General features: G+C 64.0%; 20 protein-coding genes and 2 pseudogenes. 12 read left to right on the forward strand and 10 right to left on the reverse strand.

Annotated elements, in window-relative coordinates:
- The 3 genes and pseudogenes from NKJ15_RS31630 to NKJ15_RS31640 all read left to right on the forward strand — a co-directional run.
- Nucleotides 1-527 (forward strand): annotated as a pseudogene (locus tag NKJ15_RS31630) (hypothetical protein); the annotation flags it as partial.
- A 221-nt stretch (nucleotides 528-748) separates the two neighbouring features.
- Nucleotides 749-1,426: a ribulose-phosphate 3-epimerase gene (gene rpe, locus NKJ15_RS31635; protein ID WP_352449613.1), complete on the forward strand. Its 678-nt coding sequence runs from the start codon at nucleotides 749-751 to the stop codon at nucleotides 1,424-1,426.
- A gap of 40 nt (nucleotides 1,427-1,466) precedes the next feature.
- Nucleotides 1,467-2,990, forward strand: a complete 1,524-nt coding sequence (locus tag NKJ15_RS31640; RefSeq protein WP_352819615.1) for a malonate--CoA ligase — start codon at nucleotides 1,467-1,469, stop codon at nucleotides 2,988-2,990.
- Between the two features lies 1 nt (nucleotide 2,991).
- Here the strand turns inward: NKJ15_RS31640 and nagA are convergent, their stop codons facing one another.
- The 4 genes from nagA to NKJ15_RS31660 are packed head-to-tail and all read right to left on the reverse strand — an operon-like array spanning nucleotide 2,992 to nucleotide 6,849.
- Nucleotides 2,992-4,164 carry an N-acetylglucosamine-6-phosphate deacetylase gene (nagA, locus tag NKJ15_RS31645; protein ID WP_352819617.1) on the reverse strand — a complete coding sequence of 391 codons (1,173 nt, stop codon included), beginning with the start codon at nucleotides 4,162-4,164 and terminating at the stop codon, nucleotides 2,992-2,994.
- Nucleotides 4,161-5,192, reverse strand: coding sequence for an SIS domain-containing protein (locus tag NKJ15_RS31650; protein ID WP_036239401.1), 1,032 nt, complete (start codon nucleotides 5,190-5,192; stop codon nucleotides 4,161-4,163). The genes nagA and NKJ15_RS31650 overlap by 4 nt, the downstream gene beginning before the upstream one ends.
- Complete coding sequence (locus NKJ15_RS31655; protein WP_352819619.1) at nucleotides 5,189-5,971, reverse strand: GntR family transcriptional regulator; 783 nt, start codon at nucleotides 5,969-5,971, stop codon at nucleotides 5,189-5,191. The genes NKJ15_RS31650 and NKJ15_RS31655 overlap by 4 nt, the downstream gene beginning before the upstream one ends.
- On the reverse strand, nucleotides 5,968-6,849 hold the full coding sequence (locus NKJ15_RS31660) for a glucosamine kinase nucleotide-binding domain-containing protein (RefSeq protein WP_352472799.1): 882 nt from the start codon (nucleotides 6,847-6,849) through the stop codon (nucleotides 5,968-5,970). The genes NKJ15_RS31655 and NKJ15_RS31660 overlap by 4 nt, the downstream gene beginning before the upstream one ends.
- Before the next feature lie 199 nt (nucleotides 6,850-7,048).
- On the opposite strand from NKJ15_RS31660, the gene NKJ15_RS31665 reads away from it, so the two are divergent.
- From NKJ15_RS31665 to NKJ15_RS31695, 7 genes are all read left to right on the forward strand, one after another.
- Complete coding sequence (locus tag NKJ15_RS31665) at nucleotides 7,049-8,008, forward strand: N-acetylmuramic acid 6-phosphate etherase (RefSeq protein WP_031212743.1); 960 nt, start codon at nucleotides 7,049-7,051, stop codon at nucleotides 8,006-8,008.
- Nucleotides 8,009-8,010: 2 nt separating this feature from the next.
- A complete protein-coding gene (locus NKJ15_RS31670) occupies nucleotides 8,011-9,270 on the forward strand; it encodes an ABC transporter substrate-binding protein (RefSeq protein ID WP_352819621.1) in 1,260 nt (419 codons plus the stop codon).
- Nucleotides 9,271-9,508: 238 nt separating this feature from the next.
- Nucleotides 9,509-10,432, forward strand: coding sequence for a carbohydrate ABC transporter permease (locus NKJ15_RS31675; RefSeq protein WP_352819623.1), 924 nt, complete (start codon nucleotides 9,509-9,511; stop codon nucleotides 10,430-10,432).
- A gap of 12 nt (nucleotides 10,433-10,444) precedes the next feature.
- Nucleotides 10,445-11,284 carry a carbohydrate ABC transporter permease gene (locus tag NKJ15_RS31680; protein WP_023718923.1) on the forward strand — a complete coding sequence of 280 codons (840 nt, stop codon included), beginning with the start codon at nucleotides 10,445-10,447 and terminating at the stop codon, nucleotides 11,282-11,284.
- The gene (locus NKJ15_RS31685) at nucleotides 11,281-11,748 is read left to right on the forward strand and encodes a DUF4304 domain-containing protein (protein ID WP_352819625.1); all 468 of its coding nucleotides are present in this window, start codon (nucleotides 11,281-11,283) and stop codon (nucleotides 11,746-11,748) included. The genes NKJ15_RS31680 and NKJ15_RS31685 overlap by 4 nt, the downstream gene beginning before the upstream one ends.
- Nucleotide 11,749: 1 nt before the next feature.
- Nucleotides 11,750-12,805 carry a Gfo/Idh/MocA family protein gene (locus NKJ15_RS31690; protein ID WP_352819627.1) on the forward strand — a complete coding sequence of 352 codons (1,056 nt, stop codon included), beginning with the start codon at nucleotides 11,750-11,752 and terminating at the stop codon, nucleotides 12,803-12,805.
- Nucleotides 12,806-12,820: 15 nt separating this feature from the next.
- Complete coding sequence (locus NKJ15_RS31695; protein WP_352527632.1) at nucleotides 12,821-13,819, forward strand: ABC transporter ATP-binding protein; 999 nt, start codon at nucleotides 12,821-12,823, stop codon at nucleotides 13,817-13,819.
- Between the two features lie 105 nt (nucleotides 13,820-13,924).
- Here the strand turns inward: NKJ15_RS31695 and NKJ15_RS31700 are convergent, their stop codons facing one another.
- From NKJ15_RS31700 to NKJ15_RS31720, 5 genes are all read right to left on the reverse strand, one after another.
- The gene (locus tag NKJ15_RS31700; RefSeq protein ID WP_352819628.1) at nucleotides 13,925-14,770 is read right to left on the reverse strand and encodes a fumarylacetoacetate hydrolase family protein; all 846 of its coding nucleotides are present in this window, start codon (nucleotides 14,768-14,770) and stop codon (nucleotides 13,925-13,927) included.
- Nucleotides 14,771-14,936: 166 nt separating this feature from the next.
- Nucleotides 14,937-15,668, reverse strand: a complete 732-nt coding sequence (locus tag NKJ15_RS31705; RefSeq protein ID WP_352647991.1) for an SDR family oxidoreductase — start codon at nucleotides 15,666-15,668, stop codon at nucleotides 14,937-14,939.
- 166 nt (nucleotides 15,669-15,834) lie between these two features.
- A complete protein-coding gene (locus NKJ15_RS31710; protein WP_352771051.1) occupies nucleotides 15,835-18,207 on the reverse strand; it encodes an aldehyde dehydrogenase family protein in 2,373 nt (790 codons plus the stop codon).
- A gap of 13 nt (nucleotides 18,208-18,220) precedes the next feature.
- Nucleotides 18,221-19,270: a deoxyribose-phosphate aldolase gene (deoC, locus tag NKJ15_RS31715; protein ID WP_352819630.1), complete on the reverse strand. Its 1,050-nt coding sequence runs from the start codon at nucleotides 19,268-19,270 to the stop codon at nucleotides 18,221-18,223.
- Nucleotides 19,271-19,432: 162 nt separating this feature from the next.
- On the reverse strand, nucleotides 19,433-20,260 hold the full coding sequence (locus NKJ15_RS31720; RefSeq protein WP_352819632.1) for a ferredoxin--NADP reductase: 828 nt from the start codon (nucleotides 20,258-20,260) through the stop codon (nucleotides 19,433-19,435).
- A 219-nt stretch (nucleotides 20,261-20,479) separates the two neighbouring features.
- Here NKJ15_RS31720 and NKJ15_RS31725 point away from each other — a divergent pair, with 219 nt between their 5' ends.
- Nucleotides 20,480-22,564 carry a hydantoinase/oxoprolinase family protein gene (locus NKJ15_RS31725; RefSeq protein WP_352819633.1) on the forward strand — a complete coding sequence of 695 codons (2,085 nt, stop codon included), beginning with the start codon at nucleotides 20,480-20,482 and terminating at the stop codon, nucleotides 22,562-22,564.
- A 1-nt stretch (nucleotide 22,565) separates the two neighbouring features.
- Nucleotides 22,566-24,308, forward strand: coding sequence for a hydantoinase B/oxoprolinase family protein (locus NKJ15_RS31730; protein WP_352819635.1), 1,743 nt, complete (start codon nucleotides 22,566-22,568; stop codon nucleotides 24,306-24,308).
- A gap of 38 nt (nucleotides 24,309-24,346) precedes the next feature.
- Here the strand turns inward: NKJ15_RS31730 and NKJ15_RS31735 are convergent.
- Nucleotides 24,347-24,580 (reverse strand): annotated as a pseudogene (locus tag NKJ15_RS31735) (ABC transporter permease); the annotation flags it as partial.
- Nucleotides 24,581-24,614 lie beyond the last annotated feature (34 nt).

Genomic DNA, 24,614 nt, shown 5'->3' on the forward strand with positions numbered 1-24,614 from the left:
AGATCCACGACGCCGGTGGCGATTGCGTCTGCCCGCGGGGTACGGAAGTCAGGGGCAATGCCTGCCGGCCAATCCAGCCGAAGCCGGAGCAGTGCACCATCCGTGGCCAGATCCACGACGCCGGTGGCGATTGCGTCTGCCCGCGGGGTACGGAAGTCAGGGGCAATGCCTGCCGGCCAATCCAGCCGAAGCCGGAGCAGTGCACCATCCGCGGGCAGATCCACGACGCCAACGGCGATTGCGTCTGCCCGCGGGGTACGGAAGTGCAAGGCAATGCCTGCAGGCGCAAGAAGCCTGTTGTGGTGGAGTGCCCGATACCCGGTCAGATCCACAACAAGCGTGGCGTTTGCGTCTGCCCGCGTGGGACAGAGCTGCGCGACGGCGCCTGCCGCAAACCGCGGCTGGAGTGCGCACCGGGCGCGCGGCCGATTAATGGCCAGTGCCAACCGATCCGCAAACCGAGCCTGCTGCTGAATCCAGATGTTCTTCAGCAGCTGCCAAGGCGCAAGCCGCAGCTCGAGCAATAGGATCGCGCGCGAACTTCAAACGGGTGATCATTCGATCAAGAAAACCCCGCCGGAGCGATCCGGCGGGGTTTTTCTTTGGCTGGCAGATGAAAGAGCAGCGAAAACCTGAAGCCGTGGCATCAGCGGAAGAACAAACCGGCTTCCACTTTCCGGACTCGACTCATGGTCTAGGCAGGCGATACAGAGGGTCCGTAAACCGAGGCGTTCGGGAAGACCGCGTCATGAGCAAAAAAACCCTGATCGCGCCATCGGTGCTGGCTTCCGATTTCTCGAAGCTCGGCGACGAGGTCGAGGCGGTGGCGGCCGCCGGCGCCGACTGGATCCATCTCGACGTCATGGACGGGCATTTCGTCCCCAACATCACCTTCGGGCCGCCGGTGATCAAGGCGATCCGCAACCGCACCAAGGCCTTCTTCGACTGCCATCTGATGATCGCCCCCGCCGACCCCTATCTGGCCGCCTTCGCCGAGGCCGGCTGCGACGGCATCACGGTGCACGCCGAAGCCGGGCCGCATCTCGACCGCTCGCTGCAGACGATCAAAAACCTTGGCAAGAAGGCCGGCGTGTCGCTCAACCCCGCGACACCGGAGACGATGATCGAATACGTGCTCGACCGGCTCGATCTTATCCTGATCATGACGGTCAATCCGGGCTTCGGCGGCCAGGCCTTCATTCCGGCGATCGTAGACAAGGTGAAGCGGGTGAAGGCGCTGATCGGTGACAGGCCGATCCGGATCGAGATCGACGGCGGCATTTCGCCGGAAACTGCGCCCCTGGTCACCGCCGCCGGCGCCAGCGTGCTGGTCGCCGGTGCGGCCATTTTCAAGGGCGGCAGCGTCGCAGCCTATCGGGCAAACATCGAGGCAATCAGGGCAGCGGCGGACAAGGCGGCCGGCTGACCGCCGCCGTTCGGCCGGAGACAGCCGCTCGGGGGGACTTTTGAGCAACCATCTGTTCGATGCTTTCCGTGCCCGGATGCCCACGCCCGGACGCCTTTTGATGGAGGCAGAGGACGGGCGCTCGATCAGCTATGGCGAAATGCTGGCGCGCTCCGCTCAACTGGCACATGTGCTGTCGCAGCTGGGCGTCGAAGCCGGCGACCGCGTCGCCGTTCAGGTCGAGAAGAGCCCGGAGGCCATTTTCCTTTATCTCGCTTGCCTGCGTGCCGGCGCGATCTTCCTGCCGCTCAACACCGCCTATACGCTGACCGAACTCGACTACTTCTTCAGGGATGCCGAACCACGACTGATCGTCTGCGACCCGGCGCGAGTGACCGAGATCGGCGTTTTGGCGCAGGCCTCGGGCGCTGCGGTCGCGACACTCGGCAGCAAGGGCGAGGGTTCGTTGACCGATCGCGCCTCCGAGACGGCCATGGACTTCCACGACGTGGCGCGCGGACCGGACGACCTTGCTGCGATCCTCTACACATCCGGCACCACCGGCCGTTCGAAAGGCGCCATGCTCAGCCACGAAAACCTCGCCTCCAATGCGCGGGTGCTGGTCGACCTCTGGCGCTTCACTGCCGCAGACGTGCTGATTCACGCGCTGCCGGTTTTCCACACGCATGGCCTTTTCGTCGCCACCAATGTCGTCCTGATGGCCGGCGCCTCGATGCTGTTCGAAACCAAATTCGACCCGGCCCGCATCGTCTCGCTGCTGCCGCGGGCCACCGTGCTGATGGGCGTGCCGACCTTCTACGTCCGCCTGCTGCAGCAGGACGGTTTGAACCGGCAAGCGGCGAAAAACATCCGCCTGTTCATTTCCGGCTCGGCGCCGCTTTTGGCCGAGACGCACAGAGCCTGGCGAGAGCGCACCGGCCACGCCATCCTCGAGCGCTACGGCATGACCGAGACCAACATGAACACGTCGAATCCTTATGATGGCGAGCGGCGTGCCGGCACGGTCGGGTTTCCCCTGACCGGCGTTTCCCTGCGCATCACCGACCCCGAGAGCGGCGAAACACTTGCCAAGGGCGATGTCGGCATGATCGAGGTGAGGGGTCCCAATGTCTTTTGCGGCTACTGGCGCATGCCGGAAAAGACCAAAGCGGAGTTCCGTGACGACGGTTTCTTCATCACCGGCGATCTCGGACTGATCGATGCTGACGGCTATGTCCACATCGTCGGCCGCGGCAAGGACCTGATCATTTCCGGCGGCTACAATATCTATCCAAAGGAAGTCGAGAGCGAGATCGACGCACTGCCTGGCGTCGCCGAAAGCGCTGTCATCGGCGTTGCCCATCCGGATTTCGGCGAAGGCGTCACCGCTGTCGTGGTGAGGGCGCTGGGCTCGACCATCAGCGCCGCAGGGATCGTTGAGGCCATCGCCGGGCGCCTCGCTAGGTACAAGCATCCGAAACGGGTGATCTTCGTCGACGAACTGCCGCGCAACACGATGGGCAAGGTGCAGAAGAACCTGCTGCGCGAAGCCTACAAGGACCTCTATACGTCCAAAGCCGGCTAACCTAACGAGCAGGGCTGCCTGCAAAAACCCTGGCACCATCGATCCAGACGCTTTTAATGTCCAGATCGTCCGACAGCGAAACGATGTTGGCCGCGGTACCGTTGGCGAAGCGCCCGAGCCGGTGCGACTGGCCGATCGCCTGCGCCGGATAGAGCGAGGCCATGCGCAAGGTTTCGTCGAGGTCGAGGCCGACGACGCGGTGCATGAAGCGCACCGCGGAAATCATGTCGAGATCCGCGCCCGCCAGCGTGCCGTCGGCAAGTGTCAGCCTGCCATCCTTGCGGTGGATGGTGCGGCCGTTCAGCGTGAACGAGGTCATGTCGGTGCCGATTGTCGCCATGGCATCGGTAACGAGCAGGATCTTGCCCGGCCCCTGCTTGGCGCGCAAGGCGATGGCCATGGTGGCCGGATCGACATGGATACCGTCGGCGATGATGCCGGCATAGAATGTGCCTGTATCGATTGCGGCGCCCGCCAGCCCCGGCTCGCGATTGCCGATCTGGCTCATCGCATTGAACAGATGGGTGACCACCGTTGCGCCGGCCTCGGCAAAGGCGCGAGCCGTGGCATAGCCGGTATCGGAATGGCCGATGCTGACGACAATGCCGGCCTTGCTAAGCGCCGACACCTGGCTGGGCTCGACGGATTCGGGCGCCACCGTCGTCAGCAGCACGGGCAGGTCTTTCCGTGCGGCGATCAGCATCGTCTGGTCGGAGTCTAGCATCGGCCGGATCAAAGCCGGGTCATGTGCGCCCTTGCGGGCGATCGACAGATGCGGCCCTTCGAGGTGCAGGCCCAGGAACCCCGGCACCTTCCTCCGTGCCGCTTCGGCTCCGGCCGCAACCGCCGCGGCGGTGATCTCGGACGTGTCGGTGATCAGCGTCGGCAACAGCGCCGCCGTGCCGAAGGGTGCGTGCGCCCGGCAGATGGTCTCGATCGAGGCGACGTCCGGATGGTCGTTGAGCATGACGCCGCCGCCGCCATTGACCTGCAGATCGACGAAGCCAGGCGCCAGCATGCCGCCGCCGGTCTCGATACGCGCAACATCGGATGGAATGGCACCGGCGGCAACAATGGCCTCGACGAGGCCGTCGCGCACGACAAGCGCCGCATTGTCGTGCCAGTCGTCGCCATCGAAAATCCGGGTGCCAGTCAGGGCAAAACGGTCGCTCATAGGGTTTCCGTTACCTTGCGCAGATTGGGCGGCGTGTCGGGGTCGAGGCCGCGATGGCGGGCAAAAGCCTCGACGAAACCATAGAACGACACGATCAGCGTCAGCGGGTCGGTCAGCGGATGACCGGTTGCGACATGCGGCAGGCGCTGAGCGCTCTTTGCCTTGTTCGACGTCACAAAGACGGCAGCGCCCTTGCCGGCCAGGCTGTCGGCGGCATCGGCCACCGATGGCTCGGACGCATCGCGAGCAGCCAGAGCCAGCACCGGGAAACCGGGACCGACCAGCGCCAGCGGGCCGTGCATGACCTCGGCGGCACTATAGGCTTCCGCATGCATGGCGCAGGTTTCCTTGAATTTCAGCGCCGCCTCGTTGGCGATCGCCGCCGACGGGCCGCGGCCGAGAATGAACAGCGATTTCGGCGTCTCGAGTGCCCCAGCCAGCGCCATCCAGTCGCAGGCGATCGCCTTGCGAAAATGCTCCGGCAAGCGCGCGAGCGCCACCAGGAGTTTCTCGTCGCCGGTGCAATGCGCCATCAAGGCGAGTCCTGCGACGGCTGAATTGACGAAGGTCTTCGTCGCCGCGACGCTGCGCTCCGGTCCGGCCAGGATGTCGATCGCGTAGTCCGAAGCCCGCGCCAGCGGCGAATCGGCGGTGTTGGTGATGGCGACGGTCAGCGAACCGCCGGTCCTCGCCGCTTGCGCCATTGCAACGATGTCCGGGCTCTTGCCGGACTGCGAGATCGCCAGGCAGGCCGAGCCGCCCAGCTTCAGCTTGGCGCCATAGATCGAGGCGATCGACGGGCCGACCGATGCAACCGCCAGCCCGGCGGTCAACTCCACGGCATATTTCATGAAGGTCGCGGCATGGTCGGACGAGCCGCGCGCCACGGTGACGACGAAATTCGGGTCGCGCTCGCGAATGCCGCGTCCAGCTTCCGTCAGCACCGCGGCCGAGCCATCGAGCAGACGGGCGGTGGCCTCCGGGATCTCCTCGATCTCGCGCCGCATATGGGTCGTTGTCGCGGTCATGGCCGGCCCTCTTCGCCCGGCCCGCTCAGCCGGAGTTCGGCGACAAAATCATAGGCGTCGCCCCTGTAGATGGAGCGGGTAAACTCGATCACCTTGCCGCTCGCCCGATAGGAGATACGCTCGATGTGCAGGCCGGCAATGCCCGGCGGTACTTCCAGCAGCTGTGCGTCGCTATCGCCGAGATTGGTGGCGGAAATGCGCTGCACCGCCCGCACCGGCCTGTTGCCGGTCTTTTCCAACGCGGCGTAGAGCGACGAACCAATCGCCGCCGGATCGGGCAGCACGCTTGTCGATAGCGAGGCGCGCTCGATCGCCAGCGGCGTGTCGTTGGCGATACGAAGGCGCGCCACGCGCGCCACCAATTCGTTCGACGCCAGGCCGAGCACCATCATCTCGTCGGGCGACGGCGGATAGAGGCCGCGGTCGAGCCAAGCCGAACGCACCGCCATGCCGCGCCGTGCCATGTCCTCGGTAAACGAGGTCAGCATCGACAGCGACTGCTCGACGCGCTCCATACGTGGCGCAACGAAGGTACCGGAACCATGGCGCTGGACGAGGATGCCGCCCTTGACCAGGTCCTGCACCGCCTTGCGCACGGTGACGCGCGAAATGTCGGCCTTGCTAGCGATGTCGCGCTCGGAAGGCAGCGCATCGCCAGGTCCGATCAGCCCGCGTTTGACCGCATCCTCGATACTCTTCCTGAGCTGCAGATAGAGCGGCGCGCCACTCTGCGACGATTGTTTCAGCGCCGCGAATATCTGGTCGGCGGCCTCACTCATCGAGCTGCCTCCGCCGTGTTTGCGAAAATCCGAGCCGCCATCTGAACCGCGCCGCCCAGCGCGTCGTCGAGCGGCGGTTTCAGCAGCGCCCGGTAGCGGGCCGACAGGCGCGGCGCGTAAAGCGGCGCCAACCCGCCGAGCAGGCAGAGCGGATCGCCGCCGCCCAGGTCGAGCACGCCAAGCGCTGCTTCGACATCGGCGACCGCCTTGTCGAGGATCCAGATAGCGACGACGTCGCCTTTTTCGGCATGTTCGAACACCTTGGGCGCGAAGCCGCCGAAATCGCCGGGCTTGGCGTTGGTGGTGAATTCGACCAGATCCTCGGGATTGTTACGGAAGATGGCGAGCATGGTCTCCGTCAGCGGCGATCCCTGGCGGATGCCGTCATAGGCGAGCAGCGTCTGCTCGAGCAGGTCGCGGCCGATACGGGCGCCGCTGCCCTGGTCGCCGACCTGGAACCCCCAGCCGCCGATGGCGCGCGACTTGCCTTGTTTGCGTGCCATATAGGCGGTGCCCGTGCCGAGTATGGCCATGGCGCCGTCGCCGGAGCCAACCGCGCCTTCCAGCGCGATCTCGGCGTCGGTCTCGACACGGCTGATGCGAAACGGCAGGATCGCTTCGAGCTGCTGCCGGTAGGTGCCGACATTGGCGCCGGCAAGACCGAGAACGGCCGGAGTTTGCGGGATCAGTGCGGGATCCTTGCCCGCGGCGACAAAGGCCTGCTGCGCTGCGTCGACGATGTTCGTCCTGGCGCCGGTGAGATCGGTTCGGATGTTGGCGGCACCGCTTTTGGCGCGGCCGAGGACGATGCCGTCGGCCGTTGCAAGGGCCGCCCTGCAGCTGGTGCCGCCGCCATCGATGCCGAGCACGAATTTCACGCGATTTCTCCTCCGGGCGGATAATACCAATAAAATACCAATAGCCAAGGATTAATTTCCGTTTCAAAAAAGTTAAGGCGTAGTTTGTTGGAAAATCAGCCAATTTCGTTCGCAAGCCTGCACTGCCGCAAGGATTTCATTAATGCGTGTGGACAAGTGGTATTTTTTTGGTATGGTTTTCTCGATTGGAGGAAAGCGGATGGCCGAAACGCGCACCGAAGCGCTTCACCAGAATGCCGAGGGACTGGATATCCAGGCCCCGGAAGCCGTCCTTTCCTCTTTGGCCAACGCACAGATCGAGGCCGCCAAGGCCGTGCACGGCGCCATTCCTGCCATTGCTGCGGCAGCCGAAATCATCGCAAGCAGACTGAAAAGCGGCGGCAAGCTCGCCTATGCGGCTGCCGGCAGTTCGGGCCTGATGGCACTGGCCGACGCGCTTGAGCTGCCGGGCACTTTCGGCATCCAACGCGACCGCATCGCCATCCTGATCGCCGGCGGCGACGAGGCCTTCAAGACACTGGCCGGCGGGCCGGAGGACGACACCGAGGAAGCTTCGGCAGCAGTTGCCGCCGCCCGCATCGGCAAGGGCGACTGCCTGATCGCCGTCTCGGCCAGCGGCTCGACACCTTATGCAGTCAGGGCGATCGAGGACGCCAGGCGCCGCGGTGCGGCGACCATTGCCATCGCCAACAACAGGGATGCGCCGCTGTTGCGGCTGGCCGACATCGCCATCCTGCTCGAAACGCCGCCGGAGCTGATTGCCGGCTCAACGCGCATGGGCGCAGGCACCGCCCAGAAGATCGCGCTCAACATGCTGTCGACGCTCGCCGCCATCCATCTCGGCCATGTCCATGACGGGTACATGGTCAACCTCATGGCCGACAACATCAAGCTGCGCGACCGCGCCGCACGCATCGTCGCCGCCGTCAGCGGGCGCGACAAGGACGAGGCGGCGCGCCTGCTCGAAAGGAGCGGCGGCGTCGTCAAGACCGCTATTCTGCTCGCCGCCGGCGCCGCCAGCGCCGATGCAGCCGAGAAGATATTGGAAGGGACTGGCCACAAGCTGCGGCCGGCCCTTTCCGCGATCGAGGGGAGCAAGGGGCGCAATGCCTCTGTTCTCATCAAAACCGAACCTGAAAAAGGTCAACAGGGAGACTGAGCATGACAACGAAGCTACTGACGGCACTTCTTCTCGGCACCAGCATTCTCGGCTCCGCCGGGGGGGCGTATGCCGACGACGTAACGCTCAACATCGAAAGCTGGCGCGGCGACGACCTTGCCATCTGGAAGGACAAGCTGATCCCGGCCTTCGAAGCCAAGAACCCGGGCATCAAGGTGGTGTTCGCGCCGTCGGCGCCGACCGAATATGACGCCGCCCTCGGCGCCAAGCTCGCCGCCGGCTCGGCCGGCGACCTGATCACCTGCCGCCCGTTCGACAAGTCGCTGGAACTCTTCAAGAAGGGCAACCTCGCCGACATCTCGACCCTGCCCGGCATGGAGAACTTCTCCGACGTCGCCAAGGCCGCCTGGCAGACCGACGACGGCAAGTCGAGTTTCTGCGTGCCGATGGCCTCCGTCATCCATGGCTTCATCTACAACAAGGACGCCTTCGACAAGCTCGGCATCAAGGTGCCGGAGACGCGCGACGAATTCTTCGCCGCGCTCGACAAGATCAAGGCCGACGGCACTTACATCCCGATGGCGATGGGCACCAAGGACCTCTGGGAAGCGGCGACCATGGGCTACCAGAACATCGGCCCCAACTACTGGAAGGGCGAGGAAGGTCGCCTGGCGCTGATCAAGGGCGAGCAGAAGCTGACCGATCCGCAGTGGGTCGAGCCCTTCAAGGAACTGGCCAAGTGGAAGGACTACCTCGGCGACGGCTTCGAGGCGCAGACCTATCCGGACAGCCAGAACCTGTTCACGCTCGGTCGCGCCGCCATCTACCCGGCCGGCTCGTGGGAGATCGGCCTGTTCAACACGCAGGCGCAGTTCAAGATGGGCGCCTTCCCGCCGCCGGTGCAGAAGGCCGGCGACACCTGCTACATCTCCGACCACACCGACATCGGCATGGGCCTCAATGCGGCCTCGAAGAACGCGGATGCGGCCAAGACCTTCCTGTCCTGGGTGGCCTCGCCGGATTTCGCCACCATCTACGCCAACGCGCTGCCGGGCTTCTTCAGCCTGAACAACACCCCGGTGAAGATGGAAGACCCGCTGGCCCAGGAATTCGTCTCCTGGCGCGGCAAGTGCAAGTCGACGATCCGCTCGACCTACCAGATCCTGTCGCGCGGCACGCCGAACCTCGAAAACGAGACGTGGGTTGAATCGGCCAACGTCATCAACGGCACCGACACGCCGGAAGCTGCCGCCAAGAAGCTGCAGGACGGCCTCGACAGCTGGTACAAGCCGGCGAAGTAAAGCGCGGCGAAGCGTTGTCTCCCCCCTCGAGGGGGAGATGTCGCCGAAGGCGACAGAGGGGGTCGGTCGAGGCAGACTGCGGCTTGATCGCTGCTGGAAAGCACGGTCGAACGACGATGGCGTGCTCCTCTGCCGACCCCACCCGCCTCGCTTTGCGAGGTACCCTCCCCTCGAGGGGGAGGGAGGCGCCGCGCCCTTTGGCGGCAATAGCAAGACCTGATCGGCGGGGACCGAACGCATGGCCGCAGCACTGAAAAGACCGTTCCGTTGGCATATCGGCGTTTTCCTGGCGCCGGCGCTGCTGGTCTATACGGCGATCATGATCCTGCCGCTGGCCGGCACGCTGCAGCTGTCGCTGTTCCGCAACATCAACCAGTCGCAGGTCTTCGTCGGACTGGAAAATTTCCGCATGCTGTTCGGTGATCCCAACTGGTCGGTCAATTTCTGGAACGCGCTCAGGAACAATGTCTGGTTCTTCATCATCCACATGCTGGTGCAGAACCCGATCGGCGTCCTTTTGGCCGCACTTCTGTCCAGCCCCAGGCTACGGTTTTCCGCCTTCTACCGCACGGCGATCTTCGTGCCGACGATCCTGTCTTTCGTCATCGTCGGCTTCGCCTGGAAGCTGATCCTGTCGCCGCTATGGGGCGTGGCGCCGCATATGATGGACCTTGTCGGCCTGAAAAGCCTGTTCACGCCCTGGCTCGGCAAGGCGCAATATGCGCTGACCGCGCTCAGCCTGATCTCGGTGTGGCAGTTCGTCGGCATCCCGATGATGCTGATCTATGCGGCACTGCTGTCCATTCCCGAAGAGGTGATCGAAGCGGCCGAATGCGACGGCATCACTGGGATGGCGCAGTTCTGGAAGATCAAGCTGCCGCTCATCCTGCCGTCGATCGGCATCATCTCGATCCTGACCTTCGTCGGCAACTTCAACGCTTTCGACCTGATCTACACCGCGCAAGGCGCGCTGGCCGGGCCGAACTATTCAACGGATATTCTCGGCACCTTCCTCTACCGCGCCTTCTTCGGTTTCCAGCTGCAGGTCGGCGATCCCAACATGGGCGCGGCGATCGCCACGATGATGTTCCTGATCATCCTCGGCGGCGTCTGCGTCTATCTGTTCCTCGTACAGACGCGCTTGCGTCGCTACCAGTTTTAGGGGAGCGCGACCATGAGCACCGCAACCCGCTCGCTGCCCCGCACCATCGGCGCGCATGCGATCCTTCTGACCTACACCGCAATCGCGCTTTTTCCGGTCATCCTCGTGATCATGAATTCGTTCAAATCGCGCGCAGGGATTTTCGGCGCGCCGCTGACGCCGCCGACGCCAGGGACCTTCGACCTGATCGGCTACACCACGGTGATCGGCCAGGGCGACTTCATCCACTATTTCCAGAACAGCCTTGTCGTCACCGTCGCCTCGCTGTTCTTCGTGCTTTTGTTCGGCGCCATGGCTGCCTTCGCGCTGTCGGAATACCGCTTCCGCGGCAATTCGCTGATGGGGCTCTATCTGGCGCTCGGCATCATGATCCCGATCCGCCTCGGCACCGTCGCCATCCTGCAGCTGATGGTGGCGAGCGGGCTGGTCAACACGCTGACGGCGCTGATCCTGGTCTACACGGCGCAGGGCCTGCCGCTTGCCGTCTTCATCCTGTCGGAATTCATGAAGCAGGTCTCCGACGACCTGAAGAACGCCGGCCGCATCGACGGGCTATCGGAATACACCATCTTCTTCCGCCTGGTGTTGCCGCTGGTCAGGCCATCTATGGCAACGGTCGCCGTCTTCACCATGATCCCGATCTGGAACGATCTGTGGTTCCCGCTGATCCTGGCGCCGTCGGAGGAAACCAAGACGGTGACGCTCGGCGCGCAACTGTTCCTCGGCCAGTTCGTCACCAACTGGAATGCCATCCTGGCGGCACTGTCGCTGGCGATCATGCCGGTGCTGATCCTCTACGTCATCTTCTCGCGGCAGCTGATCCGCGGCATCACTTCGGGAGCGGTCAAGTGAGTGAGGGTCGGGACGCGATCAGTCGAGGCCTCACCGAGTCGGCAATCCGCCACAGATTCCGCGGCGTTCGCAAAACAAACTATTTTCGCGAATGGCCGGAAACGGTCTGTCTGCTTAACCTTCAGAAGTCTGCCTGGGGACCGCAGTTCTATCTCAATGCAGCTGTCTGGCTGACTCGGTTCGGGATCGAGCGTCGACCGAAGGAATACAACTGTCATATCGTCTGGCGTGTCAACTCCCTGATGGTTAGCGAGCAATCCAAGGCATTCACCGAGGCGCTGGATCTGGATCGTCCGTTGCCGGACGACCGGAGGTCTTCTCTGATCAAAGAGGGAGTCGATACATACGGGTTCGGACTTCTGGCACGTTGTGAAAGCGAAAAGGCTGCTCTGCAGATCGCCAGTGAGTATGGATCGAGTATTAGGATGGACCTGAAAGCCCGCGCTCTACTAAAGGCAAACTGAAATGGACCAACCCCTTCGCGTTGTCATCGCCGGCCTCGGCAATATGGGGCGCAGCCATGCGTTGGCGTATCACACCAATCCGGGATTCCAGATCGCCGCGCTGGTCAACCGCTCCGATGTGCCGCTGCCGGAAGGGCTTTCGACCTACGCCATCCGGCGTTCCTTCGACGAGGCGCTACGCGACGAAAAGCCCGATGTCGCCTGCATCGCTACCTATTCCGACAGCCATGCCGACTATGCGGTCAGTGCATTCGAGGCCGGCTGCCATGTCTTCGTCGAAAAGCCGCTGGCAACGACGGTCGCCGATGCAAAGCGCGTGGTCGCGGCAGCCAAGGCCAACGGCAAAAAACTGGTGATCGGCTACATCCTGCGCCATCACCCGTCCTGGATCCGGCTGATCGCCGAGGCGCGCAAGCTCGGCGGCCCTTACGTGTTCCGCATGAACCTCAACCAGCAATCCTCCGGCCATAGCTGGGAGACGCACAAGCAGTTGATGCAGACGACATCGCCGATCGTCGATTGCGGCGTGCATTATCTCGACGTGATGCTGCAGATCACCGACGCCAGGCCAGTCGAGGTGCGCGGCATGGGGCTGAGGCTGAGCGACGAGATCGCGCCGTCAATGTACAATTACGGTCATCTGCAGGTGCTATTCGACGACGGTTCGGTCGGCTGGTACGAGGCCGGCTGGGGGCCGATGATTTCGGAGACGGCTTTCTTCGTCAAGGACGTGATCTCGCCCAATGGCTGCGTGTCGATCGTCATGAAGGAGGGTGTCAGGTCCGACGACATCGACACCCACACCAAGACCTCGACCATCCGCCTGCACAGCGCGGCGACCGGCGCCGACGGCAAGTTCGCGAAACCGGACGAAATGCTGTCGATGCAAGGCGAGCCCGGCCATCAGGACCTCTGCGACCTGGAACAGGCGTTTGTGCTGAAGGCGATCCGCGAGGATCTGGACTTGACCCGCCACATGGACGACGCGGTGAAGTCGCTCGCCGTCTGCCTTGCCGCAGACGAGAGCGTGCGCAGCGGCCTCGCCGTGAAACTCTAGAACAGGGACGAAGCCGTGGGCTCGCTGAACATCGAGAACGTGAAAAAAGCCTTTGGGCCGGTCGAGGTGCTGAAGGGCATCAACCTCGAGGTGACGGATGGCGAGTTCGTCGTCTTCGTCGGTCCATCCGGTTGCGGGAAGTCGACGCTGCTCAGGGTCATTGCCGGGCTGGAGGACTCGACCTCGGGCCGCGTGGTGATCGACGGGGCGGACGTCTCCGCCACGCCGCCGGCCAAGCGCGGTATCGCCATGGTGTTCCAGACCTATGCGCTCTATCCGCATCTGACTGTGAAGAACAATATGGGCCTCGGCCTCAAGCAGGCGGGCACGCCGGCGGCCGAGATCGACCGCCGCATCGGCATCGCTTCCTCGATGCTGTCGCTGGAGCCCTACCTCTCGAGGCGGCCGGCCGAGTTGTCCGGCGGCCAGCGCCAGCGCGTCGCCATCGGCCGCGCCGTGGTGCGTGAGCCCAAGCTTTTTCTGTTCGACGAGCCGCTGTCGAACCTCGACGCCGCACTGCGCGTCAACACCAGGCTGGAGATCGCGCAATTGCATCGCCGGCTGAAGGCCACGATGATCTATGTCACCCACGACCAGGTCGAGGCGATGACACTGGCCGACAAGATCGTCGTGCTGAACGCGGGAAAGATCGAGCAGATCGGCGGACCGATGGAGCTTTACAATTCGCCGGCAAATGAATTCGTCGCCGGCTTCATCGGCTCACCGAAGATGAACTTCGTCGACGGGGCCAGGCTTGGCGAGACGGCCAAGACCATTGGTGTCCGCCCCGAGCACCTGACCGTCGATCCGAAATCCGGTGCCTGGAAAGGCACGGTTGTCCATGCCGAGCACCTTGGCGCCGACACCAATCTCTATCTCGACTGCGAGAAGGCCGGCTTGATCACAGTGCGCATTTTTGGCGTCTATAACGCCGAACCGGGTGCCACGCTCTACGCGACGCCGGATCCGGCAAAGACATACCGGTTTGGGGCCGATGGGAAGGTGCTGAAATAGCGCAGGTGCCGACTCCCCTTCTCCCCTTGTGGGCTAGCGTGCCCACACCTCTCCGAAGCAGATGTGTGCGCACGCTAGCCCCCAGGGGAGAAGGCAAAGCGCCGCCTACAAATCCGCCTTGAACGTCTGCTTCTGGATGCCCAGCCCTTCGATACCGAGCTCGACCACGTCGCCGGGCTTCAGGAAGACCGGCGGCTTCATGCCGAGGCCGACGCCGGGCGGCGTGCCGGTAGAGATGATGTCGCCCGGGTGCAGCGACATGAACTGGCTGAGATAGGAGACGAGATAAGCGACGCCGAAGACCATGGTCTTGGTCGAGCCGTTCTGCATGGTCTTGCCGTTGACCGTCAGCCACATCGGGATGTTCTGCGGGTCCTTGATCTCGTCCTTGGTCACCAGCCACGGGCCGATCGGCCCGAACGTGTCGCAGGACTTGCCCTTGGTCCACTGGCCCTGGCGCTCGGCCTGGAAGGCGCGCTCGGAGACGTCGTGCGCGACGCAATAGCCGGCGATATAATCACGCGCCTCGGCCTCGGTGACATACTTTGCAGTCTTGCCGATCACCACGCCGAGCTCGACCTCCCAGTCGGTCTTCACCGAGCCGCGCGGGATCAGCACGTCGTCGTTCGGCCCGACAATAGCCGAGCTTGCCTTCATGAAGATGATCGGCTCCGGCGGCACGGTGGCGCCGGTTTCGGCAGCATGGTCGGAATAGTTGAGACCGATGCAGATGAATTTGCCGGTGCCGGCGACGCAGGCGCCGATGCGTGGCTTGCCGGAAACCGCCGGTAGCGTTTTCGGATCGAGCTTCGACAATGTCTCAAGCGATGCCGGATCGAGCGTCTTGCCGGCAATGTCGGTGACATGGGCGGAGAGGTCGCGGATCGTTCCATCCGCATCGAGCAGGCCGGGGCGTTCGCTCCCCGCCTCGCCATAGCGCAGCAGTTTCATGCAGTTTTCTCCCAGTTGCGACCAGAGGCCGTTTGCAAACTCGCTCCGCTGCGGCGAATGGCGTGGGTTTCGAGAACCGGAGCGGAGCGTACTTAAAGTACGTGAGCACCGGAAGCGCAGAAAGCCGCGTCAGGCGCCCGGCGGAGTAGGGTTTTCAAATGGCCTCTTAGATCGACCAGCCACCGTCGATATTATAAGCCTGCCCCGACGTATAGGTGGCGCCGGCCAGATAGACGGCGAGGTCGGCGATTTCCTCGGGCGTGCCGAGGCGGCCCATCGGCTGGCGCGCGATGAAGGCGGCGCGAGCTGCTTCGTAGTCGCCCTGCGCATGCATGCGGTCCTGCAGCGACGGGCTTTCGACCGTGCCCGGACAGATCGCATTGCAGCGTATGCCCTTGCCGACATAGTCGGCGGCGACCGACTTGGTCAGGCCGATGACGGCTGCCTTGGTTAGGCCATATACGAAGCGGTTCGGCACGCCCTTGGTCGAACTGGCCAGCGATGCCATGTTGATGATCGAGCCGTCGCCGCGCTCCAGCATGCCGGGCAGCACGGCGCGGATGGTGCGGATCATCGAGCGGACATTGAGATCATAGGCAAAGTCGAGGTCGCCGTCCTTCATCTCGAGGATCGAGCCGGAATGGACGAAGCCGGCGCAGTTGAACAGCACGTCGACGGCGCCGATCTCGGCAAACGCGGCGTTCACCGCCTCGTCGTTCAGCACGTCGAGCTTGCGGGTCTTGATACCGGGCGTCTTGCCGAGGTCGGCGAGCACCACCTCGTTGATGTCGGTGGCATGGACGACGGCGCCGGCCTTGGCGAACGCCAGCGCGCTCGCCCGGCCGATGCCTTGCGCCGCCGCCGTGACGACAACGACCTTGCCTGTCAGATCCGCCATGCTTCTCTCCTGATCGTTCGGCTTTTTACCGGCATTAGGCCGGGGCGCAATGTGCCAGCCGGGCACTACCATCCCGCCTGTTTCGATATTCGCCTGCCGGCCAAATGTTTTTTCTCGGTAAAGAACATCTTTTGGCCCGTCAAGCCCGGATGTCTCTCCGGGGCACTCAGTCGCCGTAGGGCACCCAGACGTTCTTGACCTCGATCGCACGGCGCAGCAAGGCATCGCCGGCTGCTTCGTTCGAGGGCCAGTCGAGGCTGTGGCCGTTGCCGGTCCAGACGCGTTTGAGATTGCCGATGGACTCGGCCTCGGCCTTGGCGCAAGTCTCGGCATCGGCGAACACCCAGAGCCCGTCGACATCGTCATGCTTGGCTAATACGCCGGCAAGCTCGGCGCTACGGCCGGTGACGATATTGATGGCGCCTGCCGGAACGTCGGAATATTCGATGACCTGGTAGAGGTCGGTGGCAAGCAGCGGGTATTTTTCGGATGGCACTGCGACTACGGTGTTGCCCATGGCAAGCGCCGGCGCCACCAGCGAGATCAGGCCAAGCAGAGGCGCATTGTCCGGCGCGATGATGCCGACGACGCCGACTGGCTCGTGCAGCGCCAATGTGACGGCGCGGGCCGGCGGCTGGTGGACGCGGGCCTCGAATTTGTCGGCCAAGCCGGCATAGAGGAAAAGGCGCTCGATCGACAGCTCGACCTCGTCACGCGCCGCCTTGGCGGTCGCGCCGGTGAGCTGGGTCAAACGGGCGGCAAACTCGTCTGCGCGGCCGGAAAGGTTTTCGGCCAGGTAATAGAGCACCTGGCTGCGGTTGTAGGCGGTAGCCTCCGGCCAGGCCTTGCAGGCGCGCGCGGCCGCGACGGCGTCACGGATATCCTTGCGGTTGCCGAGACCGATCTCGCCGGCAAGCTTGCCCTTGGCGCTGGCGATGGCGAAGGAATAATTGCCGTCCGGCCGGACCTGCTTGCCGCCGATGAACAGCTTTGCCGTGCGGTCGATGGCGCCACCTTCCGCCTGCTCGACAGGTTGGGCCGAAGACGTTGCCGGTTTGATGATCGGGCCGAGCGGCAGTTTTGCCGAGAGATATTCGAACATGCCCTCGCGCCCGCCTTCACGGCCAAAGCCGCTCTCGCGGTAGCCGCCGAAGCCGCAGGAGGCGTCGAACATATTGGTGCCGTTGACCCAGACGACGCCGGCCTTCAATTGCGGCGCGACGTGCAGGGCAAGATTGATGTTCTCACTCCACACCGAAGCGGCCAGGCCATAGCGTGTGTTGTTGGCGAGCTCGATCGCTTCCTCGGTGTTGCGGAAGGTCATAGTGGCGAGCACCGGCCCGAACACCTCTTCCTGTGCCAGGATGTTAGCCGGCGAAACACCTGTCGCCAGCGTTGGCAGATGGTAATAGCCCGCGGCGGGCAGTGCCGAGTCCGGCTGCCAGCAGATCGCGCCCTGCTTGGCGCCTTCGGCGATCAGGCCCTTGACGCGATCGAGCTGAGTCAAATCGACCAGCGGGCCGATATCGGTGTTCTTGTCGAGCGGACTGCCGACGCGCAGCCGGCTCATCCGCGTCTTGACCTTGGCGACGAAGGGGTCGGCGATGCCTTCTTGCACCAGAAGGCGCGAGCCGGCACAGCACACCTGGCCCTGGTTAAACCAGATGCCGTCGACCAGACCCTCGACGGCGCTGTCGAGGTCGGCATCCTCGAAAACGACGAATGCCGACTTGCCGCCAAGCTCCAGCGACAGTTTTTTGCCCGAGCCGGCAGTGGCCTTGCGGATGATCTTGCCGACCTCGGACGAACCGGTGAAGGCAATCTTCTGGACGCCGGGATGGTTGACGATGGTCGCGCCCGCCTCCGGCCCGCCCTGGACGATGTTGACGACGCCCTTCGGCACGCCGGCGCGTCCGCAGATCTCGGCAAACAGGATCGCGGTGAGCGGCGTGAATTCCGCGGGTTTGAGCACCACGGTGCAGCCCGCAGCGAGCGCCGGCGCGATCTTCCAGGCGAGCATCAAGAGCGGGAAGTTCCACGGGATGATCTGGCCGACGACGCCGACGCCCTTGTGGCCGGGAAAATCCCTGTCCAGCGCCTGCGCCCAGCCGGCATGATGGATGAAATGGCGGATCGCCAGCGGCACGTCGATGTCGCGGCTTTCGCGGATCGGCTTGCCATTGTCGATCGATTCCAGCACCGCGAACAGCCGTTGGTGGCGCTGCATGGCGCGGCCGATGGCGTAGAGCACTTTGGCGCGTTGATATCCGGTGCTGGCGCTCCATTTCGGCAGCGCTTTTGTGGCCGCCGCAACCGCCGCGTCGATATCGGCGGCACCGGCATCCGACACCTTGGCCAGCAGCTTTCCCGAGGACGGATCGCTGGTGTCGAAGGTTTTGCCTCCGCTGGCTGCCTTCCAGTCGCCGCCGATAAACAGCGCTTTGCCGAAATCCCGCGCGGCAAGCCACACATCGGCCTCGTTGCGCGCCTCCGGCGCCGGGCCGTATTCCATGGCGTGATAGCGTTCGAGAATGTTCATGAAGCGCTCCGAATCACGCCATCGCGTGGCGATGATTGGCCGAGTAGTGGCCGGTCAGATGATGCTCGAGCTGGCGCTCGATATCGGTCAAAAGGCTCGATGCTCCGAAACGGAACAGCTCCGGCTCCAGCCACGGCCGGCCCAGTTCTTCTTTCATCAGCACCAGCCAATCGAGCGAGGCTTTTGCCGTGGAAATGCCACCGGCCGGCTTGAAGCCGATGAGATAGCCGGTTTCCTCGAAATAGGCGCGGATAGCGCGCACCATGGCAAGGCCGACCGGCAGCGTCGCGTTGACGCTTTCCTTGCCGGTCGAGGTCTTGATGAAATCTGCACCCGCCATCATCGCCACCATCGAGGCGAGCATGACGTTGCGCAGCGTGGCGAGGTCGCCGGTACCGAGGATCACCTTCAGATGCGCCTCGCCGCAAGCGGCGCGCATCGAGACGATCTCGTTATAGAGCTCCTGCCATTTCGCCGCGAATACCAGGCCGCGCGGGATGACGACGTCGATCTCGTCGGCGCCGTCGCGGACCGATGCTTCGATCTCTTGCAGGCGCGTCGAAAGCGGTGCAAGGCCATGCGGGAAGGCGGTCGAAACGGCGGCGACATGGACGCCGCTGCCGCGCAGCGCTTCGACGGCAGTGGCGACGAAGGGCTGATAGACGCAGACCGCCGCCGGGCGGATCTTTTCACCAGTAATGCCCAGCCCCTCGGCAATGTCGCGACGGAACGGGTTGACCGCCTTGGCACAAAGCCGGCGCACGCGCTCTTCCGTGTCGTTCGAGTTCAGCGTCGTCAGGTCCATGCAGGCGACCGCGCGCAGCAGCCAGGCGGCCTGGTTATCGGCCTTGATCGAGCGTCTTTTGGTCAGGCTGGCGACGCGGCGTTCCAGCGCCGAGCGGTTGACGCCGCGCATCGATTCCATGAAGCCGAGATCGAGCCTCATGCCGGGATTGCGAGCAATGCCATGGGCTTGCGGCATCGGCGCATTGGCGGCGGCGCGCGCCGGCAGCGGCGTGATCTTGGACGTGCCGAGATCGGTTTCGCGGATTGTGCTGCTCATCTCCTGCCCCTTGTTCAGCGACTTATGCCGAAGATAGACCGTGAAGCAGCGCTTCACGAGTCCTTCAAGCGGTCATAACGGAAAAAGACAGTCAAGGCAGCCGATTTTTGACCGCATGATCAAAATCAGGGTCTCGAACCAGTGGACGCTGAACTGCGCGTCTCAGCCGACGAAGGCGCGCTCGACGACGAAGCTTGCCGGATGGTGCAGCGAGCCTTCCTGGAAGCCGAGGCTTTCGGCCAGTTCCTTGACGTCCTTGAGCATATGCATCGAGCCGCAGATCATGATGCGGTCGGTCTCGGGATTGAGCCTGTCGATGCCGAGATCGGTGTAGAATTTGCCCGAGCCGATCAGCGCGGTGATGCGGCCCATGCGCACGGAGGTCTCGCGCGTCGTCGAATTATACAGCGTGACGCGGCCGCCGGTCAGTTCGCCGATCAGCGGATCGTTCTCCAGTGCGGCCACCAGCTCCTGGCCGTAGGTGAGCTCGGCATTGTCGCGGCAGGTATGGGTCAGGACCACCTGCTCGAACTTCTCATAGGTGTCGGGATCGCGCAGCAGGCTGGCGAATGGAGCAATGCCGGTGCCGGTCGAGATCATGAACAGGCGCTTGGCCGGCGTCAGCGCGTCGACCACCAGCGTGCCGGTCGACTTCTGCCGCATGATGACTGTATCGCCGATCCCGATTTTCTGCAGCTCCGAGGTAAGCGGGCCGTCCGGCACCTTGATCGAGAAGAATTCGAGTTCGTCGTCCCAGGACGGGCTGGCGATCGAATAGGCGCGGAACACTGGCTTCTCGGCATTGGGCAGGCCGATCATGACGAATTCGCCGGAGCGGAAGCGCAGCGACTGCGGCCGGGTGATGCGGAACGAAAACAGCCGGTCGGTATAATGCTTCACCGAGACGACGGTTTCGGCATAGACATTGGCCGGTATCGGGAACTGCAGCGGCCGGGCGCCGGCTGTGTTGAACGCGGATGTGGTGTTCATCAAACCTAACCTTCTGGGCCGGCTCAGCGCCGGCGCCAAATCTCCACCTGCGCGCCCGAACCGGTCCAGGTTCCAGCGTGCCGTTTGCACACTCCGAAGCGGTAAGCTCTTGTGTCCGGAATTTATTAGTATACAAACGATATTTGCGTCAAGACGCCACCGTAAAACAGCTTTCCAAACTAAGGCATCTAGGCAGTTCGGGCATTTCGGGTTTCGACAATGGGACAGAATTTTTCGGCGCAAGCGCTGGATTCGACTGGCGGCGTCGTCGCCGGCATCGATGTCGGCGGAACTTTTACCGACCTGCTTCTGATCGACGGCCGTGACGGTGGCCGGGTGCATATCGCCAAGACCCCGACGACAGTCGACAACCAGGCGTTCGGCGTCGTTGCGGCACTTGGCGCCACCGGCTTTCCGGTCGACGGCATCGACCTCATCGTGCACGGCACGACGACCACCACCAACGCGGTCCTGGAGCGCCGGCTGGCCAAGACCGGCATGATCACCACGCGCGGCTTTCGCGACGTCATCGAGCTTGGCCGGCGGACACGGCCGCAGGCCTATGGCATGACGGGCACGTTCGTCCCGATCATTCCGCGCAATCTGCGGCTCGAAGTGTCGGAGCGGGTCGAGGCCTCGGGCGCGGTGCGCATCCCGCTCGACGAGGCCGAGATGCGGACAGCGATTTCACAACTGATCGCAGCCGGCTGCGAATCCCTGGTCATCCATTTCCTGCATTCCTACGCCAACCCGGCGCATGAGCGGCGCGCCGCCGAGATCGCGGCCGAGCTTTGGCCGAACGGCTACATCACGACAGGCCACGCCCTGCTTTCGGAAGCGCGCGAATTCGAGCGCGGGGTGACCGCTTCGGTCAACGCTTCGGTGCAACCGATCCTCGAACGCTATGTCGAGCGGCTGCGCAAGGAGCTGGCGTCAAAAGGCTACGCCCGCGACTTCCTGATCATGAACGGCAATGGCGGCATGATCTCGGCCCGCTTTGTCACACGTGAGTCGGCCAAGACCGTCATGTCCGGCCCCGCTTCCGGTGTCATTGCTGCCGCCTATACCGGAAAACGCGCCGGCTTCGAAAACCTGGTCACCTACGACATGGGCGGCACCTCGACCGACGTGGCGCTGATCCGCAACGCCGAGCCGGCGGTGTCGAACGAGATCGAGATCGAATATGCGATGCCGATCCACGTGCCAATGGTGGCGGTGCATACGGTCGGCGCCGGCGGCGGCTCGATCGCCCGCGTCGATGCGGCCGGCCTGATCCAGATCGGCCCGGAAAGCGCCGGCGCCAATCCCGGGCCAATCTGCTACGGACGCGGCGGCTTGGAGCCGACCATCACCGACGCCAATCTGGTGCTCGGCAGGCTGGCGCCGAAGAAGCTGCTCGCGGTGGAAAACCCGGTCACCGCCGAGCGGGTCACCGGTATATTCGAGGACAGGATCGGCCGCGCCACAGGCTTGTCCGGCGTCGAGGCGGCGGGTGCGGTGCTGCGGCTCGGCAACGTGAAGATGGCCGGCGCCATTCGCATGGTCTCGGTGTCGCGCGGCCACGACCCGCGCGATTTCGCGCTGTTCGCCTTCGGCGGCGCCGGGCCGCTGCATGCGACGGCACTGGCGCGCGAACTAGGCCTGCCGAAAGTGCTGGTGCCGGCGCGGCCGGGCATCACCAATGCTCTCGGCTGCGTCGTCGCCGATCTGCGCCATGATTTCGTCAACACGGTCAACCAGCCGGTGGCCAGTCTCGATGAAACCCAGCTCCACGAGACATTGGAACGGCACCGAAACGAAGGCGAGGAGCTGATCGGCAAGGAAGCGGTGAAGCCGGAAGCAATCCGTATCACGCATTCCGCCGACATGCAGTTCGTCGGCCAGACGCATATCATCAACGTGCCGCTGCCGTCGTCTGCGGTGACACGCGAGGTACTGCAGCAACTGTTCGAGAGTGCCTATTTCGCCCGCTTCAAGGTCGAGCTACCCGAGATCCGCGCCAATCTGGTCAACCTCAACACGTCGGTCACTGGCGTGCGGCCGACCATCGATCTGTCCCGGCTGATCGATCCGGCTGGGCGCGCCAAAACGCTCGAAGAGGCGCGGCGCGAAATCCGGCCGGTCTGGTATGGCGGGCGCTGGTACGATACGCCGGTCTACAGCAGGGAAAAGCTGCCGCTCGGCGCAGTCATCATGGGGCCGGCGATCCTCGAACAGATGGACGCGACGACTGTGCTGGAGCCCGGCGACCGGGCGCGATCGGATGCCGACGGCAACATCATCATCGATATCGGCGAGGCCTGAGATGGAAAAACTCGACGCCATCACCCTTTCGGTCATCCAGGCGGCGCTACAGCAAGTCTGCGACGAAATGGACCTGACATTTTCGCGCGCCGCGTTCTCGCCTGTCATCGCCGAGGCCAATGACCGTTCGGATGGCATCTATTCGGCGCTCGATGGTTCGCTGATCGCGCAAGGCAGCCAGGGCCTGCCGGTGTTCGTCGGCGTCATGCAGTATTCGACCAAAACCGTGATCAAGATGATCGCCGACGGACGCTGCCTGCCGCCCGAGCCGGGCGATATCTACATCGTCAATGATCCCTATCTCGGCGGCACCCATCTCATGGATGTGCGCTTCGCCATGCCGGTCTACCGCGACGGCAGGATATTCTGCTGGCTTTCGAACACCGGCCATTGGCCCGACATTGGCGGTTCGGTGCCGGGCGGATTCTCCGCCTCGGCAACGGCGGTCGAGCAGGAAGGCTTGCGGTTGCCGCCGGTGAAACTGTTCAAGAAGGGCGTGCTCGACCCGGAGATCTACGCCATCATCTGCTCCAACATCCGTGTCGCCGACCAGCGCATTGGCGATATCCGCGCGCAGGCGGCGGCACTGCTGATCGGCCAGGACAGGCTTAACGGAATCCTGGATCGTTACGGAGATGAAACGGTTGTCGAAGCGATCGCCGAATTGCGGCGCCGCGCCGCTGAACAGATGCGCGTCAACATATCGGCCATTCCCGACGGGATCTATCGCTCGCAGGCCTTCGTCGATTCAGACGGCGTGGTAAACGAGCCGCTGATCATCGCGCTGGCAGTCGAGAAAAAAGGCGACACGCTCAGCTTCGACTTCTCGGGCTCATCACAGCCCTGCGCCGGGCCGATGAACAGCGTTCTGGCGACGACCTTGTCCTCGGTGTATCTCGCCATGCGCCATATTTTCCCGGACGTGCCGATCAGTGCCGGCGCCTTCGAACCGCTGATCGTCAAGCGGCCGGAAGGCACCTTCCTCGACGCCAAATATCCGCGGCCTGTGTCGGGCTGCGCGGCCGAGGTTTCGCAGCGCGTCGCCGAGGCGGTGTTCGCGGCGATGGTGCAGGCCCTGCCGGACAGGGTGACGGCGGCTCCGGCTGGCTCCAGCGGCAATTTCGCGCTCGGCGGCAACGATCCGGTCCGTGGCCGCGATTATGTCATGTACCAGATCTCCGGCGGCGGCTATGGCGGCAATGCCGGTCACGACGGCCTGACCAATGGCTGCTCTACCATCGGCATCTCCAAGTCGCCGCCGGTCGAGATCATGGAGCAGGCCTTCCCGGTGCTCTACCGGCATTATGCGCTGCGCGAAGGCTCGGGCGGCGCCGGCAAGCACCGCGGCGGGTTTGGGCTCGCCTATGAGGTAGAGATCCTGCGCGGCGACGCCCGCGCCTCTTTCGTCATGGATCACGGCCGCTTCGGCCCGCAAGGCGCGCTCGGCGGCAAGGACGGCGCGGTCAACACGGTCACCGTGTTCCGCAACGGCGAGGAACATGTGCCGCCGCACCTCTCCAAGGAGCAGGACATCGCGCTGAAGGCAGGCGACCGCGTGCGCGTCGGCACACCGGGCGGCGGCGGCTACGGCGATCCGTTGCAGCGGGACGCCGATCTGGTGTCGAGGGATGTCGCGCTGGGCTATTACACGCCCGCAGAAGCCGCCGAAAAGTTCGGCGTCGCTCTCTCGGCGGATGGATTGGGGATCGACCGGGCAGCCACGGAAAAGAGGCGCGCCGGCTGACGGCGCGGCCCCGGATTTCCCTCATTTGCGGCCAACGATCAGTTGCGGTGGTCCAGCCTCGCGACCAGCCGGTCGCCGGCCCACTGGATGCCGCAGACCAGGATGATCAGCACAATGACAACGGCGATCATGACGGACGTCTCGAAGCGCTGGTAGCCGTAGCGGATGGCGAGGTCGCCGAGGCCGCCGGCGCCGCATGCGCCGGGCAATGGCCAGGCGCCGCTAACCGTGACCCCCCTCACCCTGTATACGGCGCCCATGCCCGGCCACGCTTACGGGCCCCGCCCCACTCGAATAATAGTACAG

This window comes from Mesorhizobium sp. M0207 (genome assembly GCF_040321995.1).
Classification (GTDB): domain Bacteria; phylum Pseudomonadota; class Alphaproteobacteria; order Rhizobiales; family Rhizobiaceae; genus Mesorhizobium.